This window comes from Roseateles sp. (assembly GCF_046300915.1).
Taxonomy (GTDB): Bacteria; Pseudomonadota; Gammaproteobacteria; order Burkholderiales; family Burkholderiaceae_C; genus Kinneretia.
In genome coordinates, this window is record NZ_JBKCLH010000030.1 from 13,454 (window position 1) to 28,017 (window position 14,564).

15 protein-coding genes and 2 tRNA genes are annotated in these 14,564 nt (G+C 67.8%); 3 read left to right on the forward strand and 14 right to left on the reverse strand.

Annotated features, from left to right (window positions below):
* Positions 1 to 24: 24 nt before the first annotated feature.
* The 10 genes from ACK5F2_RS01815 to ACK5F2_RS01860 form a co-directional block, all read right to left on the reverse strand.
* Positions 25 to 504 (reverse strand): copper chaperone PCu(A)C, encoded by a 480-nt coding sequence (locus ACK5F2_RS01815; RefSeq protein WP_409862352.1) that lies wholly within the window; start codon positions 502 to 504, stop codon positions 25 to 27.
* Between the two features lie 106 nt (positions 505 to 610).
* Positions 611 to 1,609: a porin gene (locus ACK5F2_RS01820; protein ID WP_409862353.1), complete on the reverse strand. Its 999-nt coding sequence runs from the start codon at positions 1,607 to 1,609 to the stop codon at positions 611 to 613.
* Between the two features lie 42 nt (positions 1,610 to 1,651).
* Positions 1,652 to 2,425, reverse strand: a complete 774-nt coding sequence (locus ACK5F2_RS01825) for an ABC transporter permease (RefSeq protein WP_409862355.1) — start codon at positions 2,423 to 2,425, stop codon at positions 1,652 to 1,654.
* Positions 2,422 to 3,231: an ABC transporter ATP-binding protein gene (locus ACK5F2_RS01830; RefSeq protein ID WP_409862356.1), complete on the reverse strand. Its 810-nt coding sequence runs from the start codon at positions 3,229 to 3,231 to the stop codon at positions 2,422 to 2,424. The genes ACK5F2_RS01825 and ACK5F2_RS01830 overlap by 4 nt, the downstream gene beginning before the upstream one ends.
* Before the next feature lie 85 nt (positions 3,232 to 3,316).
* Positions 3,317 to 4,399 (reverse strand): ABC transporter substrate-binding protein, encoded by a 1,083-nt coding sequence (locus ACK5F2_RS01835; protein ID WP_409862357.1) that lies wholly within the window; start codon positions 4,397 to 4,399, stop codon positions 3,317 to 3,319.
* 204 nt (positions 4,400 to 4,603) lie between these two features.
* Complete coding sequence (locus ACK5F2_RS01840) at positions 4,604 to 4,798, reverse strand: hypothetical protein (RefSeq protein ID WP_409862358.1); 195 nt, start codon at positions 4,796 to 4,798, stop codon at positions 4,604 to 4,606.
* A 134-nt stretch (positions 4,799 to 4,932) separates the two neighbouring features.
* On the reverse strand, positions 4,933 to 6,198 hold the full coding sequence (locus tag ACK5F2_RS01845) for a M20/M25/M40 family metallo-hydrolase (protein ID WP_409862360.1): 1,266 nt from the start codon (positions 6,196 to 6,198) through the stop codon (positions 4,933 to 4,935).
* Between the two features lie 5 nt (positions 6,199 to 6,203).
* Complete coding sequence (gene uraD / locus ACK5F2_RS01850; protein WP_409862361.1) at positions 6,204 to 7,982, reverse strand: 2-oxo-4-hydroxy-4-carboxy-5-ureidoimidazoline decarboxylase; 1,779 nt, start codon at positions 7,980 to 7,982, stop codon at positions 6,204 to 6,206.
* Complete coding sequence (gene puuE / locus ACK5F2_RS01855; protein ID WP_409862363.1) at positions 7,973 to 8,929, reverse strand: allantoinase PuuE; 957 nt, start codon at positions 8,927 to 8,929, stop codon at positions 7,973 to 7,975. Before puuE ends, uraD begins: the two co-directional genes overlap by 10 nt.
* Positions 8,926 to 9,600, reverse strand: a complete 675-nt coding sequence (locus ACK5F2_RS01860) for a GntR family transcriptional regulator (RefSeq protein WP_133603134.1) — start codon at positions 9,598 to 9,600, stop codon at positions 8,926 to 8,928. Before ACK5F2_RS01860 ends, puuE begins: the two co-directional genes overlap by 4 nt.
* Before the next feature lie 74 nt (positions 9,601 to 9,674).
* Between ACK5F2_RS01860 and uraH the strand changes: the two genes are divergently transcribed.
* The 3 genes from uraH (at position 9,675) to ACK5F2_RS01875 (ending at position 11,617) form a co-directional block, all read left to right on the forward strand.
* Entirely contained in the window at positions 9,675 to 10,043 is a 369-nt protein-coding gene (uraH, locus tag ACK5F2_RS01865) for a hydroxyisourate hydrolase (RefSeq protein WP_409862364.1), read from the forward strand.
* Positions 10,044 to 10,050: 7 nt separating this feature from the next.
* The gene (gene xdhC, locus ACK5F2_RS01870; protein WP_409862365.1) at positions 10,051 to 10,872 is read left to right on the forward strand and encodes a xanthine dehydrogenase accessory protein XdhC; all 822 of its coding nucleotides are present in this window, start codon (positions 10,051 to 10,053) and stop codon (positions 10,870 to 10,872) included.
* Between the two features lie 268 nt (positions 10,873 to 11,140).
* On the forward strand, positions 11,141 to 11,617 hold the full coding sequence (locus ACK5F2_RS01875; RefSeq protein WP_409862367.1) for an Lrp/AsnC family transcriptional regulator: 477 nt from the start codon (positions 11,141 to 11,143) through the stop codon (positions 11,615 to 11,617).
* 72 nt (positions 11,618 to 11,689) lie between these two features.
* Here the strand turns inward: ACK5F2_RS01875 and ACK5F2_RS01880 are convergent, their stop codons facing one another.
* The 4 genes from ACK5F2_RS01880 to ACK5F2_RS01895 form a co-directional block, all read right to left on the reverse strand.
* Positions 11,690 to 12,040 (reverse strand): zinc ribbon domain-containing protein YjdM, encoded by a 351-nt coding sequence (locus ACK5F2_RS01880; RefSeq protein ID WP_409862368.1) that lies wholly within the window; start codon positions 12,038 to 12,040, stop codon positions 11,690 to 11,692.
* Between the two features lie 81 nt (positions 12,041 to 12,121).
* Positions 12,122 to 12,197, reverse strand: a tRNA-Asn gene (locus ACK5F2_RS01885).
* 91 nt (positions 12,198 to 12,288) lie between these two features.
* Positions 12,289 to 12,364: transfer RNA gene (locus tag ACK5F2_RS01890), tRNA-Asn, on the reverse strand.
* A gap of 36 nt (positions 12,365 to 12,400) precedes the next feature.
* A partial coding sequence (locus ACK5F2_RS01895; protein ID WP_409862370.1) for a TonB-dependent siderophore receptor occupies positions 12,401 to 14,564 on the reverse strand: 2,164 nt, incomplete at its 5' end.

Below are 14,564 nucleotides of genomic sequence, written 5' to 3' on the forward strand. Positions count from 1 at the left end.
GGCCTGGGCTAGCAAGAGCCGTGCTCAGTGCTTGCCGTGACCGAGACCATGGCCTGCGCCTTCGGGCGCCATGCCGCGCGCGGGGGCCTTGAGCTCCAGGGTCTCGCGCTTGCCGTCCTTGCCCTCGAAGACCAGGCTCAGCGGCACTTCATCGCCCGGCTTGATGGGCGCCTTCAGCTCCATCAGCATGATGTGATAGCCGCCCGGCTTGAGCTCGACGCGCTGGCCGGCACCCAGCTCCAGGGCGGGCATGGCGCGCATCTTCATGACATTGCCGTCCATCTTCATCTCGTGGATTTCCACGATGCCGGCCACGGGCGAGCGGGCCTCGATCACGCGGCCGGCCTGGCTGCTGCTCAGGCTCATGAAGGCGCCGGTGGCCTTTTGCTGGGCCACGGTGGCGCGCACCCAGGCCTGTTCGGCCTTGAGGGACTGGGCCTGGGCGCCCAGGGCGCACAGCAGCAGGGGCAGGGCCGCGGCCCAGGAACGGAACTTCAAACTCATGGTCTAGAGATCTCCATCGTGCAAACAAGCTCACCGGGGCACTCCGCAGGGGGCGCCCCGGCTCGCAGTATGGCGGCAAAGTCTAAAGACCCGGTTTGCTCCGGAATCAGAAGCGGTGGCGCAGGCCCACCGAGTAGCTATGGCCCTTGCTCAGACCGTCCAGCTTGTCGCTCATGGCCACGGCATAGAGATCGCTGCGCTTGGACAGGATGTAGTCATAGCCAAAGCTGAAGGTCTGGCGATCCGCGCCCACGGAGGCGTTGAGGCGGCCGTACTGGGCCAGCAGCTTGCCACTGCCCAGGGGCATGGCGGCGCCCAGGCCCAGGATCTTGTAGTCGCGGCCCGTCGTGAGGTTCTCCACCTCGCCGTACTGGCCGAAGAGCTTGGCGGCACCCAGGTCAAAGGAGGCCGCGGCCTGCCAGGTCTTGCTGTCGGCCACAGCGCTGGCGCCATCCTTCTTGACGTTCTGGTAGGTGAAGCTGGCGGCGAAGGGCCCCTGGCCATAGCCGGCGTTCAGGCCGTAGTTGCGCCCACCCGCGCCTTCACCCGCGGCGACGATGGCGCCAAAGCTGAAGCCGCCGAACTTGGGGCTGAGGTATTGCGCAGAATCGCTCCAGCCGGTGTCGCCCGTGACCGTGGTGCCGCCGGCGGTGGCGCCGGCGCTGAAGTACTGGCGGATGCTGGGCGAGTAGCCGAAGGAGTCGCCGAAGGCATTGAAGAGCAGGGTCTGCACGAACAGCGGCGTGGTGTTGCGACCCAGGCGCAGGGTGCCGGCGTCCTTGTGGCTCAGGCCCACAAAGGCATTGCGGGCCCAGAAGTTGTCGCCATTGAAGCGGCCGTTATTGCCCACATCGGCCCGCAGAAAGCTGTCCAGGGTGAAGAAGGCCGAGAGGCCGTCGCCCAGGGCTTCGCTGCCGCTCATGCCGAAGTAGCTGGTGCTCATCTTGCCGCTGTCCACACCCTTGACGGCGGCGCCGCCCACGGCCTTGGTGGAGCCCACGCTGAGGTCCATCAGGCCGTAGAGATTGACCTGGGCCTGCGCCTGGGCGCCGCTGCAGGCCAGGGCGCACAGGGTGGCCGCGAGGGTGAGCTTAGTCAGTTTCATGGTTTGCTTTTCTTTCGAGGGGAGTGAGGAAAGGCTTGCACTTCAGTGCTGGCTGCCGCGGTGGGCCCAGCCGGTGAGGCGGCGCTCCAGCACCGCGAAGAACTCGTACATCAGCATGGCCATGGCGCCCACGGTGAGCAGGCCGGCGAAGGCCAGGCCCATCTGCATGGAAGCACCCGCGGAGATCAGCAGATAGCCGATGCCCTCGTTGGAGGCGGTCATCTCCGAGACCGTGCTGCCCACAAAGGCCAGGGTGATGGCCACCTTGAGCGCGGCGAAGAAATAGGGCAGGGAGCGCGGCAGGCCCACCTTGATCAGCACGTCCCAGCGGCGTGCGCCCAGCACGCGCAGCACGTCCTCCAGCTCGGGCTCCAGGGTGGCCAGGCCGGTGGCAATGTTCACCATGATGGGGAAGAAGCTGATCAGGAAGGCGGTGAGGATGGCCGGCCCGATGCCGATGCCGAACCACACCACCAGGATGGGCACGAAGGCCGCCTTGGGCAGGGCGTTGAAGCCGGTCATCAGCGGGTACATGGCCTTGTAGGCCAGCTGGGAGCTGCCCATCAGAAAGCCCAGCAGCACGCCCACGACGATGGCGATGCCGAAGCCCACGAGCGTCACCCAGAAGGTGCGCCAGGCGTGGCCCAGGATGGCCTGGTGGTGCTCCACCAGGGCCAGGGCGATGGACCAGGGGCTGGGGAAGATGAAGTCCGAGACCTGGAGCGCGCTGCACAGCAGCTGCCACAGCAGCAGGATGGCGGCCAGCAGCAGCCAGGGGGCGAAGCGCTGGAACATCTGTTGGGCACGATGGTTCATTGCGCGACCTCGGCGCCGGTTTTGCGGAGCGCACCGATATGGCCGCGCAGCTCGTGCACGATCTCGGTGAAGGCGGGCGTGTAGGTGAGCTCGAGCTCGCGTGGGCGCGGCAGCTCGATCTCGCGGCGGTGCAGGATGCGGCCGGGGCTCTTGCTCATCACATAGACGGTGTCGGCCAGGAACACGCTCTCGCGCAGGTCATGCGTCACCAGGATCACATTGAAGCCCTTGGCCGCCTGCAGATCGCGCAGCGCGCACCAGAGCTCCTCGCGGGTGAAGGCATCCAGCGCGCCAAAGGGCTCGTCCAGCAGCAGCAGCTGGGGCTCGTGGATGAGCGCACGGCAGATGCTGGCGCGCTGCTGCATGCCGCCGCTGAGCTGCCAGGGGAACTTGTCCTCATAGCCGGCCAGGCCCACGCTGGCCAGCAGCTCGCGGGCGCGCGCCTCGTATTCGGCGCGCCGCGCGCGCAGCTGGGAGCGGTGGGGCTCCACGATCTCCAGCGGCAGCATCACATTGGCCAGCGTCGTGCGCCAGGGCAGCAGGCTGGCGGCCTGGAAGGCCATGCCGCTGATCTTCAGCGGCCCGTCGACCGGCTGGCCGTCCACGTAGATCTCGCCGCGGCTGGGCTTCTTGAGCCCGGTGGCCAGCTTCATGAAGGTGGATTTGCCGCAGCCCGAGGGGCCGACGATGGCGGCGAACTCGCCCTTCTTCAGCGTCAGGGAAATGTCCTCGACGGCGAACTGGCCCTGTTTCCAAAGCTGCTCGTTGTAGGCGAGCCAGACCCGCCGGAAATCGACATAGCTCATGACAGCCCCTCGTCCGATGGGTACATCGGCCGATCCCCCGAGGGGATGCGGGCCGGCTTGGGGCGGCCCGGCGCTCGGCCCGCCTTCATCGCTTTGCCACCGGCAGGACGGTGTCGAGCTCCGACTTCGCGGGCAGGAAGCTGCCGTTCCAGACGGCTTCCGGCACCACCCGGGTCTTGGTGCCGTAGGCATCCGAGATCTGGCTGGCCATCAGAGACAGACGCGGCGCGGCAATCTGGCCAAAGCCTTCGGAGCGGGCGTCGGGGCTGGCGATCACGGCATCGATGGCCATGCGCAGGCGGCGTTTTTCCAGGGCCTCGTTGATGATGGCGTCGCGCTGCTTGACGAAGGCGATGGCGGCGTCCGGATTGGCCATCGCCTCCTTGGCGCCCTTGGCAAAGGCCGAGAGGAAGGCCTTGACCAGCTCGGGCTTTTCCTTGATGAGCTTGGGCGAAGCGATGATGGCGTTGCCATAGAGCTTGACGCCGTGGCTGGCGTAGGGGAAGACGTTCACATCCTCGGCCTTGACGCCACGCGCCTCCAGATTCAGCAAGGAGGTGAAGGAGAAGCCGGTGATGGCGTCCACATCGCCGCGCACCAGCATGGTCTCGCGCAGCGGCGGATCCATGCTGACCCAGCTCACGTTCTCGATCTTGTTGGCCTTGGCAAAGATGGGGAAGCCGCGCCGGCCGGCGTCGAACACCGGCGCGCCCAGCTTCTTGCCCGAGAGCTGGGCCACGCTGGCGATGCCACTCTTCTTGAGCGTCAGCACCGCGGCCGGCGTGTTGTTGTAGACCATCATCACCGCCACCGGCTTGTTGGGCGCGTCGGGGTTGTTGGCGTGGAACTCCATCAGGGCCGCCAGATCGGCAAAGCCCAGGTCATAGGAGCCCGAGGCCACGCGCGTGACCGCACCGCCCGAGCCATTGCCGGCGTCCAGGCTCAGGTCCAGGCCGGCGTTCTTGAAATAGCCCTTGGCAATGGGCAGCAGGAAGAGGGCGGACGGGCCTTCGAAGCGCCAGTCCAGCTGGAACTTCAGCGGCGTGGCGGCCTGGGCCAGGGCGCTGCCGCCGCTGGCCAGGGCGCCCAGGCCCAGGGCGGCGGCGGCCAGCCAGCGACGGCGCGAGGTGAAGGGGGCCGGGTGAGAGGTGTGGGAGCGCTGGCGCATGGGGCTGTCCTTGGTGGGCGGTTCCTGAAGTCGCGAGGCGAGCGCCGCGCGAGGTACTGCCCAGAGTCAGCAAGCTCCATGCCAATGAAAAAGCGCCTGCGAAGAGGCGCTTTGTGCGATTGACTGCATACAAGCACCAAGGCCGTTTGTATACAGTTTCTTGGGATCCATCCTGGTGCGCTGCGCCCCGGGATGAGGCATCGCCTATTTGCAGCTGAAGCTCCTGGCGTTGACTTCCTTGACCTGGCCGGCGCCGCAGGTGGCCTGGGCCTGTTCGCTCATCTTGTTGACCTGGGCGGCGGTATCGCTGCTGGTGTGGGGCGTAATCACGCAGCCGCTGGTCAGCAGGGCGCTGCCCAGGGCGAGGCTGAGTAGGGAAATGCGTTGCAGCATGCTCATGGCGTGAGGGGTCCGAAGACCGTGGGTGAAGGGATGGCTGCGAAGTCTAGGCAGGGCCGGGTCTTGCCCGGCGGTGCTTGCGACGCTCTGCAGAATCCGCCCCACCAGCTGCAGCCGCGGGCGACAGGGCGGGATCAGTCCGCCTTCAGCAAGTCGTAGAGCATACGGGCCACCACCTGGGTGGCGCGCTGCAGATCGGCCAGGGCCACATGTTCGTCCGCCCGCTTGGCATTGCTCTCCAGCACGGTGCGCGGGCCGGCGCCATAGATGGCGGCCGGGATGCCGCGCGCGGTGTAGAGCCGCACATCGGTGTAGAGCGGGGTGCCCGAGGTGGGGATGGGCTCGCCGAAGACGGCCTCGCCATGCTTTTGCAGCGCGGTCACCAGGGGCGCGGCGCCGGGCAGGGGAGTCATGGGATGGGCCAGCAGCAGGCGGCGGACCTCCAGGCGGATGCCGGGGCAGGCCGCCACGCTGGACTCGATGAGGGCGCGCACCTCGGCCTCCACCGCCGCCGGATCCTCCTCGGGAATCATGCGGCGGTCCAGCTTGATCACCACCTTGCCGGGCACCACATTGGTGTTGCTGCCGCCCTCGATGCGGCCCACGTTCAGATAGGGGTGGCTGATGCCGGGCACCTGGGACAGGCGGGTCTTGAGCACCGCGTTGTGGGCATAGAGCGCGCTGAGCAGCTGGTTGGCGGCCTGCAGCGCGTCCACGCCGGTGTGCGGGTAGGCGGCATGCGAGGCCAGGCCGTGCAGCGTGACTTCCAGCTGCAGGCAGCCGTTGTGGGCCGTGACCACCTGGTAGCTGAAACCGGCGGCCAGCAGATAGTCCGGCTTGGTGAGACCTTGCTGCAGCAGCCAGCCCGGGCCCAGCTCGCCGCCGAACTCTTCGTCGTAGGTGAAGTGCAGCTCCACGCCGCCCCGCAGCCGCGCCAGCGGCTGCCCGTCGAGGCCTTGTGGCAGCCCCAGCGACTCCAGCGCGCGCAGCGCAAAGGTGTAGGTGGCGAAGTCGCTCTTGCTGACCGCGCTGGCGCGGCCATAGAGCTGGCCGTCCACAATCTCGCCGCTGTAGGGACCATGGGTCCAGCCCTCGCCGGGCGGGACCACATCGCCATGGGCGTTGAGTGCGATCACCGGTCCGCCCTCGGCGAAGCGGCGGCGCACGATCAAGTTGGTGAGGGACTGCAGGCCGTAGTCGCGCACCTCGGCCTCGGGCACCACATGCTTCTCGGCTTGGTAGCCAAAGGCCTGCAGCAGCTCGGCCGTGCGTTCGGCGTGCGGCGCGTTATTGCCGGGCGGGGTGTCTGTGGGCAGCTGCACCAGGGCCTGGAGGAAGCGCACCTCCTCCTCGAAATGGGCGGCTATCCAGGCGTCCAGCTGGGCGTAGTGTGTGTCCATGGTGTTCAGAGTTCTTCCTGTTCCAGCAAGGCCTGGAAGGCGCGCACGCAGAGTTCGGCGTCGTCGTTGCTGATGGATTCCAGCGGGTTGTGGCTGATGCCCGAGTTCAGGCCGCGCAGAAAGAGCATGGCCTGGGGCATGGCTTCGTGCAGCTTCATCGCGTCATGCCCCGCGCCCGAGGGCATGCGGAACACCGGCAGGCCCAGGCTCTGGACCACACGCTCCCAGCGCTGCTGCCAGGCCGGGTCGCTGGGCGCGGCGCTGGCGTTCTCGGTGGGCGTGAGCTGGAAGCTCAGGCCGCGGCGCGCGCAGATGCGGGCCCGCTCGGCCTGCACATCGGCGTCCAGCGCGTCGCGCGCGGCATTGGTGGTGGCGCGCAGGTCCAGGCTGAACTTGCAGCGGCCCGGGATCACATTGATGGAGCCGGCGGGCACCTCCAGCATGCCCACCGTGCCCACGACGTCCGGCACGGCTGCGGCCCGCTGCTCCACATAGAGGATCAGCTCCGCCACTGCGGCCGCGGCATCGCGGCGCCGGTCCATGGGTGTGGTGCCGGCATGCGAGGCCATGCCCTGCACCTCGCCCACATAGCGCACGCTGCCATTGATGGAGGTGACGATGCCCAGGGGCAGGTCCAGCTCATTGAGCACCGGGCCCTGCTCGATATGCACTTCCACAAAGCCGCGGTAGCGCTGCGGCTCGCGCGCCAGGGCCTGGATGGCCTCCAGTGTGGCGGGCAGGCCGGCGGCCTGCATGGCCTCGCGCATGGACACGCCCTGGGCGTCCTGCTGGTCCAGCCATTCGGGCTTGAAGCGATTGATGAGCGCGCCCGAGCCCAGGAAGGTGGCCTTGTAGCGCTGGCCCTCTTCCTCGGCAAAGCCCACCACCTCCAGGCCATAGGGCAGGCGTCGGCCCGCGCGATGCAGCTCGCGCACGCAGAGCATGGGCACCAGGATGCCCAGGCGGCCGTCGTACTTGCCGGCATTGCGCACCGTGTCGTAATGGCTGCCGGTGAGCAGGCGCGGCGCTGCGGGATCGCTGCCGTGATAGAGGCCCACGACATTGCCCACCGCGTCGATGCTCACCTCGTCAAAGCCGCAGTCCTCGCGCATCCAGCGTGCCAGCTGGTCGGCCACGGCGCGGTGGGCCTCGGTGAGGTAGGTGACGGTGAGCTGTCCCTGCTCCTTGAAGCCGGGGTCGGAATGCACGGCCAGCTGCTCGGCCCAGTCCCAGATCTGGTTGCCCAGCATGGGTTCGATGCCGAACTTGTCGTTCAGGCGGATCTCGGCGATACGGTGGATGTGGCGCAGGCATTCCGCGCGCTCGAAATCCGGGTGTCCGGCCAGGCGGCGCGCGAAGGTGGCGATGATCTCGCCCCGGCTCAGGCCCTGGCCGCGCGGGCCGCGCACCGCCAGGATGAAGGGCCAGCCGAACTTGGCCTTGTAGTCGGCATTGAGCTGCTGCAGGCGGTCGAACTCCTCGGGCGTGCAAGCGGTGAGGCCGGCCCGGCTCTGCTCGTTCGTGGACTCGGCCGTGAGCTCACCCGCGATGGCGGCCTTGCCCGCCAGCTCGGGGTGGGCGCGGATCAGGCCCAGCTGCTCGTCCCGCGTGGCCTCGCGCACCACGCTGGCGAGCGCATGCTTGAGCTGGGCCAGGCTCAGAAAGGGCCTCGCCGCGGCGGCGCGCTCCGCGATCCAGGGTGAATGCTCATAGGTGCCGTCCAGCAGCGCGACGAAATCGGCGGGGCTGGCGGCGTTGAGCTGGTCGAGCGTGATCATTCCCATACGAAGGCGGTGTTGGCGTCAAAGGGGTGGGTGGCGCGCCAATGCCGCGCGATGTCCACGCGGCGGCAGATCCAGACGCGGTCGTGCTTTTCCACATGGTCCAGAAAGCGCTGCAGGGCGCGCAGGCGGCCCGGGCGGCCCAGCAGGCGGCAGTGCATGCCGATGCTCATCATCTTGGGCGCATCGCTGCCTTCGGCGTAGAGCACATCAAAGCTGTCGCGCAGGTACTCGAAGAACTCGTCCCCATGGCTGAAGCCCTGGGGTAGGGCGAAGCGCATGTCATTGCAGTCCAGTGTGTAGGGCACGACCAGATGGGGGGCCAGCTGGCCGTCGCTCTTCTTCACCTGCAGCCAGAAGGGCAGGTCGTCGCCGTAATAGTCGCTGTCGTACTCGAAGCCGCCGTAGTCGGCGACGAGGCGCCGGGTGTTGGGGCTGTCGCGGCCGGTGTACCAGCCCGAGGGACGTTCACCGGTCAGGCGCTGGATGATGTCCATGCCCATCTCCATGTGATGGCGCTCGGTCGCCTCGTCCAGGTTCTGGTAGTGGATCCAGCGCCAGCCGTGGCAGGCGATCTCGTGGTCGAGCTCCTTGAAGGCCTGGGTCAGCTCGGGGTGACGCTCCAGGGCCATGGAGACGCCGAAGACCGTGAGCGGCAGGGCGCGCTTCTCGAACTCCTTGAGCAGGCGCCACACGCCCACGCGCGAGCCGTACTCGTAGATGCCCTCCATGCTCAGATGCCGGGCCGGGTAGGCGGCCGGGTTGAACATCTCGGAGAGGAACTGCTCGGAGCCGGCGTCGCCGTGCAGCACCGAGTTCTCGCCGCCTTCCTCGTAGTTCAGCACGAACTGCAGGGCGATGCGGGCCTGGCCGGGCCACTGCGCATGCGGCGGATGCTCGCCATAGCCGATCAGATCGCGCGGGTAGCGGGAGGGCTGGATGGTGCTCATAAGCTGCTCAAAGCCTCTTTCAGATCCTTGACGCGCGGGTTCAGCCGCAGATTGGCCTCCACATGGCCCAGATGCGTGTCCATCAGCTTCTGCACCGCCTTCTTGTCGCGGGCCTCCAGCGCGTCCACGATGGCCTCATGCTCGGCCTGCGACTCGGCGGCCGAGTGCGAGCTCTGGTACATCAGGGCGATCAGGGAGCTGCGCGAGAGCAGGTCGGCCAGCATCTCGGCCAGCACCTCGTTGCCCAGCTGCCGCGCCAGCAGCACATGGAAGTCGGCCAGCAGCCGGGTGCGGCCCGGCACATCGGTGCGGGCCACGGCCTCGCGCTCCTGCTTCAGATGGGCGCGCAGGGCCTTGATCTGGGCCGGCGTGATGCGCTCCACCAGCTGGGCCAGCATGGCGCTCTCCAGCATCTGGCGGGTCTCGAAGACCTGGCGCGCTTCCTCCACGCTGGGCTCGGCCACAAAGGCGCCGCGCGCGGGGTGCAGGGTGACGAGGCGGTCGCGGCTGAGCTGGTTCAGGGCCTGGCGTACCAGGGTGCGTGAGCAGTGGTAGATATCGGCCAGCTTCTGCTCGGCCAGCTTGGTGCCGGGCATCAGGCGCCGCTCCACGATGGCGGCGGTGATGGAGGCGGCAATGCGGGCGGTGGTGCTGTCCTGGTCGGCGCTCATGGCGAAGTTCGGAGGTGTGCGCAGAAGTGTATACACTTTGCCGCTATCGCGGATGAGATGAGGACGAGCAAGAAATGGGCACACAGACCGGCAAGCTGACTACCCATGTGCTGGACACCATGCACGGCAGCCCCGCCGCGGGCATGGCCGTGCGCCTCTACCGCCTGGCGGCGGATGGCAGCGCGCAGGAGCTCAAGCGCCTGACGCTCAACAGCGACGGCCGGGCCGATGCCCCGTTGCTGGAGGGCGAGGCCCTGCAGGCCGGCCGCTACCGCCTGGTCTTCGGCGTGGCCGCCTACTTCAAGGGCCGCGGCGTGCAGCTGCCCGAGCCGGCCTTTCTGGACGAGGTGCCGCTGGACTTCGGCATTGCCGACACCGGCGGGCATTACCACGTGCCCCTGCTGGCCAGCCCCTGGTCCTACTCCACCTACCGCGGCAGCTGAACTTCCCATGCGGCCGTGGCAGGAACTTGCTTTGCTGCTGGCCGCCGAGCCGGCGGTGCTGGTGCGCGTGGCCGAGGTGCAGGGCAGCGGGCCGCGCGAGGTGGGTGCCTGGATGGCCGTGGGCCGTCAGGCCCTGATCGGCACCATTGGCGGCGGGCATCTGGAGTTCGAGGCCATGGCCCAGGCCCGCGCCATCCTGGCCCTTGGGGCCGTGACCGAGCCGCGCCGGCGCTTTGCCCTGGGCCCGAGCCTGGGCCAGTGCTGCGGCGGCGTGGTGGGGCTGGACTTTGCCTTGTTGGGCCCGGCCGATATCCCGGGCCTGAAGGCGCGTCTGGCGGATGGCGAGCCGCGCCTGCCCGTGGCCCTGTTCGGTGGCGGCCATGTGGGCCGGGCCATCGTGCGCCTGCTGGCCGACTTGCCGGTCGAGCTGCAGTGGTTCGACAGCCGCGACGAGATCTTTCCCCAGCCCCTGCCCGAGAACGTGCGGGCCGAGCATTCCGACCCGGTGCAGGCCGCGGTGCAAGACCTGGCCCCCGGCGCTTGCGTGCTGATCATGAGCTTCAGTCATGCCGAAGACCTGGACATCGTGGCCGCCTGCCTGCAGCGCCGCCGCGCGCGGGATGATCTGCCCTTCATCGGCCTGATCGGCAGCAAGAGCAAATGGGCCAGCTTCCGCCACCGTCTGGAGGCCCGCGGCTTCACGGCCGCGGAGCTGGCCGGTGTGAGCTGCCCCATCGGCGTGCCCGGCATCACCGGCAAGCAGCCGGCCGTGATTGCGGTGGCGGTGGCGGCGCAGTTGCTGCAGCAGCTGCAAGCCCCGTCCCACTGAAGCGCGGGCCAAGCCGGGCTGGCCCTCCACAAAGACAAAACCCCAAGGCAGCTTGTCTCTGCGCTTGGGGTGATGGCGACCCGGTTCCGGAACGGGCCCTTGTGGGGCTGTCGGCTGGGCGTGGCGGGCGTGTGGCCCGGCGGGTTTCCGCTTGATCTGCGTTGCTGTCAGTGTAGAGAGAAGCCTGTGGCAGAAGATTGCTAAATTGCTGTTTAACTCTTTCTGTGCGCAATAATCTGCCAACGAAAATTCATATCAGGCAATTGACGTGGAATTGGATCGATTCGACAGGCAGATTCTGGAGATCCTGCAGCGCGAGGGGCGCCTGCCCAACCAGGAGCTGGCCGAGCGCATCGGGCTATCGCCCTCGCCCTGCCTGCGCCGGGTGCGAGCCCTGGAGGAGGCGGGCCTGATCAGCGGCTACCGGGCCACGGTGGACGCCCGCAAGCTGGGGCTCACGCTCACCGCCCTGGTCCATATCTCCATGGATGTGCACACGCCCGAGCGCTTCGCGACCTTCGAGGCCGCCGTGGGTCTGCTGCCCGAGGTGCTGGAGTGCCTGCTGATCACCGGCCAGGAGGCCGACTACCAGCTCAAGGTTGCGGTGCGCGATATGGACCATTACCAGGCTTTGCTGCTGGGCCACCTCACCCGCATCCCTGGCGTGACCGGGGTGCACAGCAGCTTTGTGCTGCGCAGCGTGTTGAAGAGCGCCATCGTGCCGGTAGGCTTGATGAGCGGTTGATTGCTGCCGCCGACCCCGAGCCGCCGCGAGCAGTGCCGGGCGCCCAAGGGCCTCGAGCGGCACTGCGGGGGCTCAGACCTTCTTCACGAACTCGGACTTCAGGCCCATGGCGCCTATGCCTTCGATCTTGCAGTCGATGTCGTGATCGCCCTCGGTCAGACGGATGTTCTTGACCTTGGTGCCGACCTTGACGACCAGGGAGGAGCCCTTGATCTTCAGGTCCTTGATCACGGTGACGGTGTCGCCGTCTTGCAGCACATTCCCGACGGCGTCCTTGATCACGCGCACTTCGTCGACCGCGGCGGTGGATGCAGCCTGCGCCGACCATTCATGACCACACTCTGGGCAGACCAACTGGCTGCCGTCCTCGTAGGTGTAGACGGAAGCGCATTGAGGGCAGGCGGGCAGGGTGGGGGTGGACATGGTGGAGCTTCCTGTGCGAGAGGTGATTGGATTCGACAAAGAAAAAAGCCCCGCAGGCTTGATGCTTGCAGGGCTTTGATTTGGCTCCTCGACCTGGGCTCGAACCAGGGACCTACGGATTAACAGTCCGGCGCTCTACCGACTGAGCTATCGAGGAATTGTTTTTTATGTCGGGCCCACCATGCGGTGGCAGCGGGCCGTCTTGGCTTTTTGCTTTGTCCGCTTTCGCGAACAAGGCCTTCTGTTCTTGGCTCCCCGACCTGGGCTCGAACCAGGGACCTACGGATTAACAGTCCGGCGCTCTACCGACTGAGCTATCGGGGAACAGAGCCTTGCATTATAGCCATAGTTTTTGAGTGTTTACAAGCCCATCTCAACACTCACCCGGAAAGTGCGCGGCGCGAGCGGGTAGAGGTAGACATGACCGTACTGGTAGGGCGACTCCTTCCAGGCGCGGCGGTCGGCCAGGTTGTCCACGCCCAGGCGCCAGGTCAGCAGCTGGCCCCCGGCCAGGGCCTGCTCGTAGCGGGCGCCGGCATCCAGGCGCGCCCAGCCGGGAATGCGCAGGCTGTTGTCGGGCAGCACGGCGCGCTCACCCTCGTACACCAGGCCCAGCTGCAGCTGCAGGCCGGGCAGGGCGGCGATCTGCTGGCGGCCCTGCAGCTTGAGCGTGGTCTCGGGCACATTGGCGGGCTTGAGGCCGTTGAGGCTGGCGATCTCGCTGCCGCGCTGGCGGGCCTGCAGCTTCATGGCGCTGGCCAGCAGGCCGCCGCCCTGCCACTTAAGGTCGGCCTGGGCTTCCAGGCCGCGGTGGCGGGCGATGCCGTCAGCACGGCGCTCGCAGCTCAGCGGCTTGCTGTCGCAGTCGCCGAAATCACGCCACTGCGGGCGCTTGATGTCGAAGAAGGCGAGACCCCAGTCCACCGTGGAGCTGCCGGACTTCAGGCCCAGTTCCAGCTGGCGGCTCTTGAGGGCGGGCAGGGCCTGGCCGGGACTCTTGTAGCGGCTGCGGTTGGGCACCACCTCGGACTCGATGCCCTGGCCCCAGCTGGCATAGACCATGAGCTGCGGGCTCAGGGCCTGGCTCAGACCCAGCCAGGGCGTGCTGACGCTTTGCGCGTAGTCGGTGGCGCGGCTGCCGTCGGTCTGCACGCTCTCGCGCTGCAGGCGGGTGTGGCGCAGGCCGGCCCAGGCCTTCAGGCCGGGCAGCCAGGCGTCGAGCTGCACCGCGTCGCGCAGATAGAACTCGGTGCTGCGCTCGTCACGCAGGGTCATCTCGTCGATGCCGGGGCTGAGATTGCTGGCGATCAGCTGGCCGTTGATATTGCCGGTGCCCGGGCCGTCATTGCGGCGGGTCTGGCCGCGCGACTCGAAGCGGCTGAGCAGCAGGCCGGTCGTGAGCTCGTGGCGCAGGGCGCCGGTGCTGAAGCGGCCGCTCAGCGAGAGGTCCAGCGCGTCGGTGTTGCGGCGCTCGTTCTCGCTGCGGAAGTCGTAGACATCGAAATTGCCATTGGGGCAGTAGCGGTCGGCCCAGTAGACATCGGCGCTCTCGCTGCAGCCGAAGGGGTAGGCCAGGCGGTCATCGGTCTTCAGGCGCTGCAGACCCAGATGGGCCTGGGCCTTCCAGTCGGCATTGAGCCGCTGCGTCAGGCGCAGCGAGGCATGCTGGTTGTCAAAGTCCACCGGCAGGGTCCAGGGCTGATTGTTCAGATTGATGCGCGGATCGATCTGCCGGGCCGAGGGCAGGCTGTTGCCCAGCAGGCTGAAGCCGGGCTGGCTGGGCTGGCTCTGGCGGTTCCACTCGAACTCGGCCTCGACCAGGGTATCGGGCGTGGCGCGCCAGTCGCCGGCCAGGGCCAGCAGCTGGCGATCGCCCTTGGCATCGCGCAGCTCGGGGCGCAGGCTGGCACCGCTGGCGTTCAGGCGCAGGCCGAAGGCCTGATCGGCGCCAAAGCGCCGGCTCAGGTCAACGCTGGCTTCCACCGTGCCACGCTCGCTCAGCTCCAAGCCCAGGCTCGTGAAATTGCCATTGGGACGCTTGACCACCAGGTTCACCAGACCGCCCGGGGCGCTGGTGCCAGCTTGCATGCCGCTGGTGCCCTTGAGCAGTTCCACGCTGCTCTTGTTGCCCAGGGCCAGGGCCGTCTCGGCATTGATGGGCAGGCCGTCGCGGCGGTAGTTGAAACGGTTGTCCAGGTCGTAGCCGCGGACCTTCAGATAGGAGACATAGCCCTGGGAGTTGTAGGCATCGCCCACGCTGGCATCCAGCAGGCTCAGGCCGGAGAGCGCGTCCACGCCCAGATCGCGCAGGCGCTCGGCGCTGATCACCTGGGCCTGCAGGGGCAGCTTGGCCACGGGCGTCTCGCCAAAGCCGCCCACCAGCACGGGGGCCTCGGCGGAGCGGCCCTGCAGGCTCACGGCGGGCAGGGATTGCTGTTGTTGCTGCTGCTGTGCCAGCGCCGGCAGCAGGGCCAGGCTCAGGGCAGACAGCAGCAGGGGCGCGCGCAGATGCAGACGCAGGGGG

Coding starts and splice junctions, on each gene's coding strand:
- ACK5F2_RS01880 (WP_409862368.1), bottom strand. CDS start 12,040: ATGTCCACCCCCACCCTGCCCGCCTGCCCTCAATGCGCTTCCGTCTAC.
- ACK5F2_RS01825 (WP_409862355.1), bottom strand. CDS start 2,425: ATGAACCATCGTGCCCAACAGATGTTCCAGCGCTTCGCCCCCTGGCTG.
- ACK5F2_RS01845 (WP_409862360.1), bottom strand. CDS start 6,198: ATGGACACACACTACGCCCAGCTGGACGCCTGGATAGCCGCCCATTTC.
- ACK5F2_RS01815 (WP_409862352.1), bottom strand. CDS start 504: ATGAGTTTGAAGTTCCGTTCCTGGGCCGCGGCCCTGCCCCTGCTGCTG.
- ACK5F2_RS01830 (WP_409862356.1), bottom strand. CDS start 3,231: ATGAGCTATGTCGATTTCCGGCGGGTCTGGCTCGCCTACAACGAGCAG.
- uraH (WP_409862364.1), top strand. CDS start 9,675: ATGGGCACACAGACCGGCAAGCTGACTACCCATGTGCTGGACACCATG.
- ACK5F2_RS01835 (WP_409862357.1), bottom strand. CDS start 4,399: ATGCGCCAGCGCTCCCACACCTCTCACCCGGCCCCCTTCACCTCGCGC.
- puuE (WP_409862363.1), bottom strand. CDS start 8,929: ATGAGCACCATCCAGCCCTCCCGCTACCCGCGCGATCTGATCGGCTAT.
- uraD (WP_409862361.1), bottom strand. CDS start 7,982: ATGGGAATGATCACGCTCGACCAGCTCAACGCCGCCAGCCCCGCCGAT.
- xdhC (WP_409862365.1), top strand. CDS start 10,051: ATGCGGCCGTGGCAGGAACTTGCTTTGCTGCTGGCCGCCGAGCCGGCG.
- ACK5F2_RS01860 (WP_133603134.1), bottom strand. CDS start 9,600: ATGAGCGCCGACCAGGACAGCACCACCGCCCGCATTGCCGCCTCCATC.
- ACK5F2_RS01820 (WP_409862353.1), bottom strand. CDS start 1,609: ATGAAACTGACTAAGCTCACCCTCGCGGCCACCCTGTGCGCCCTGGCC.
- ACK5F2_RS01840 (WP_409862358.1), bottom strand. CDS start 4,798: ATGAGCATGCTGCAACGCATTTCCCTACTCAGCCTCGCCCTGGGCAGC.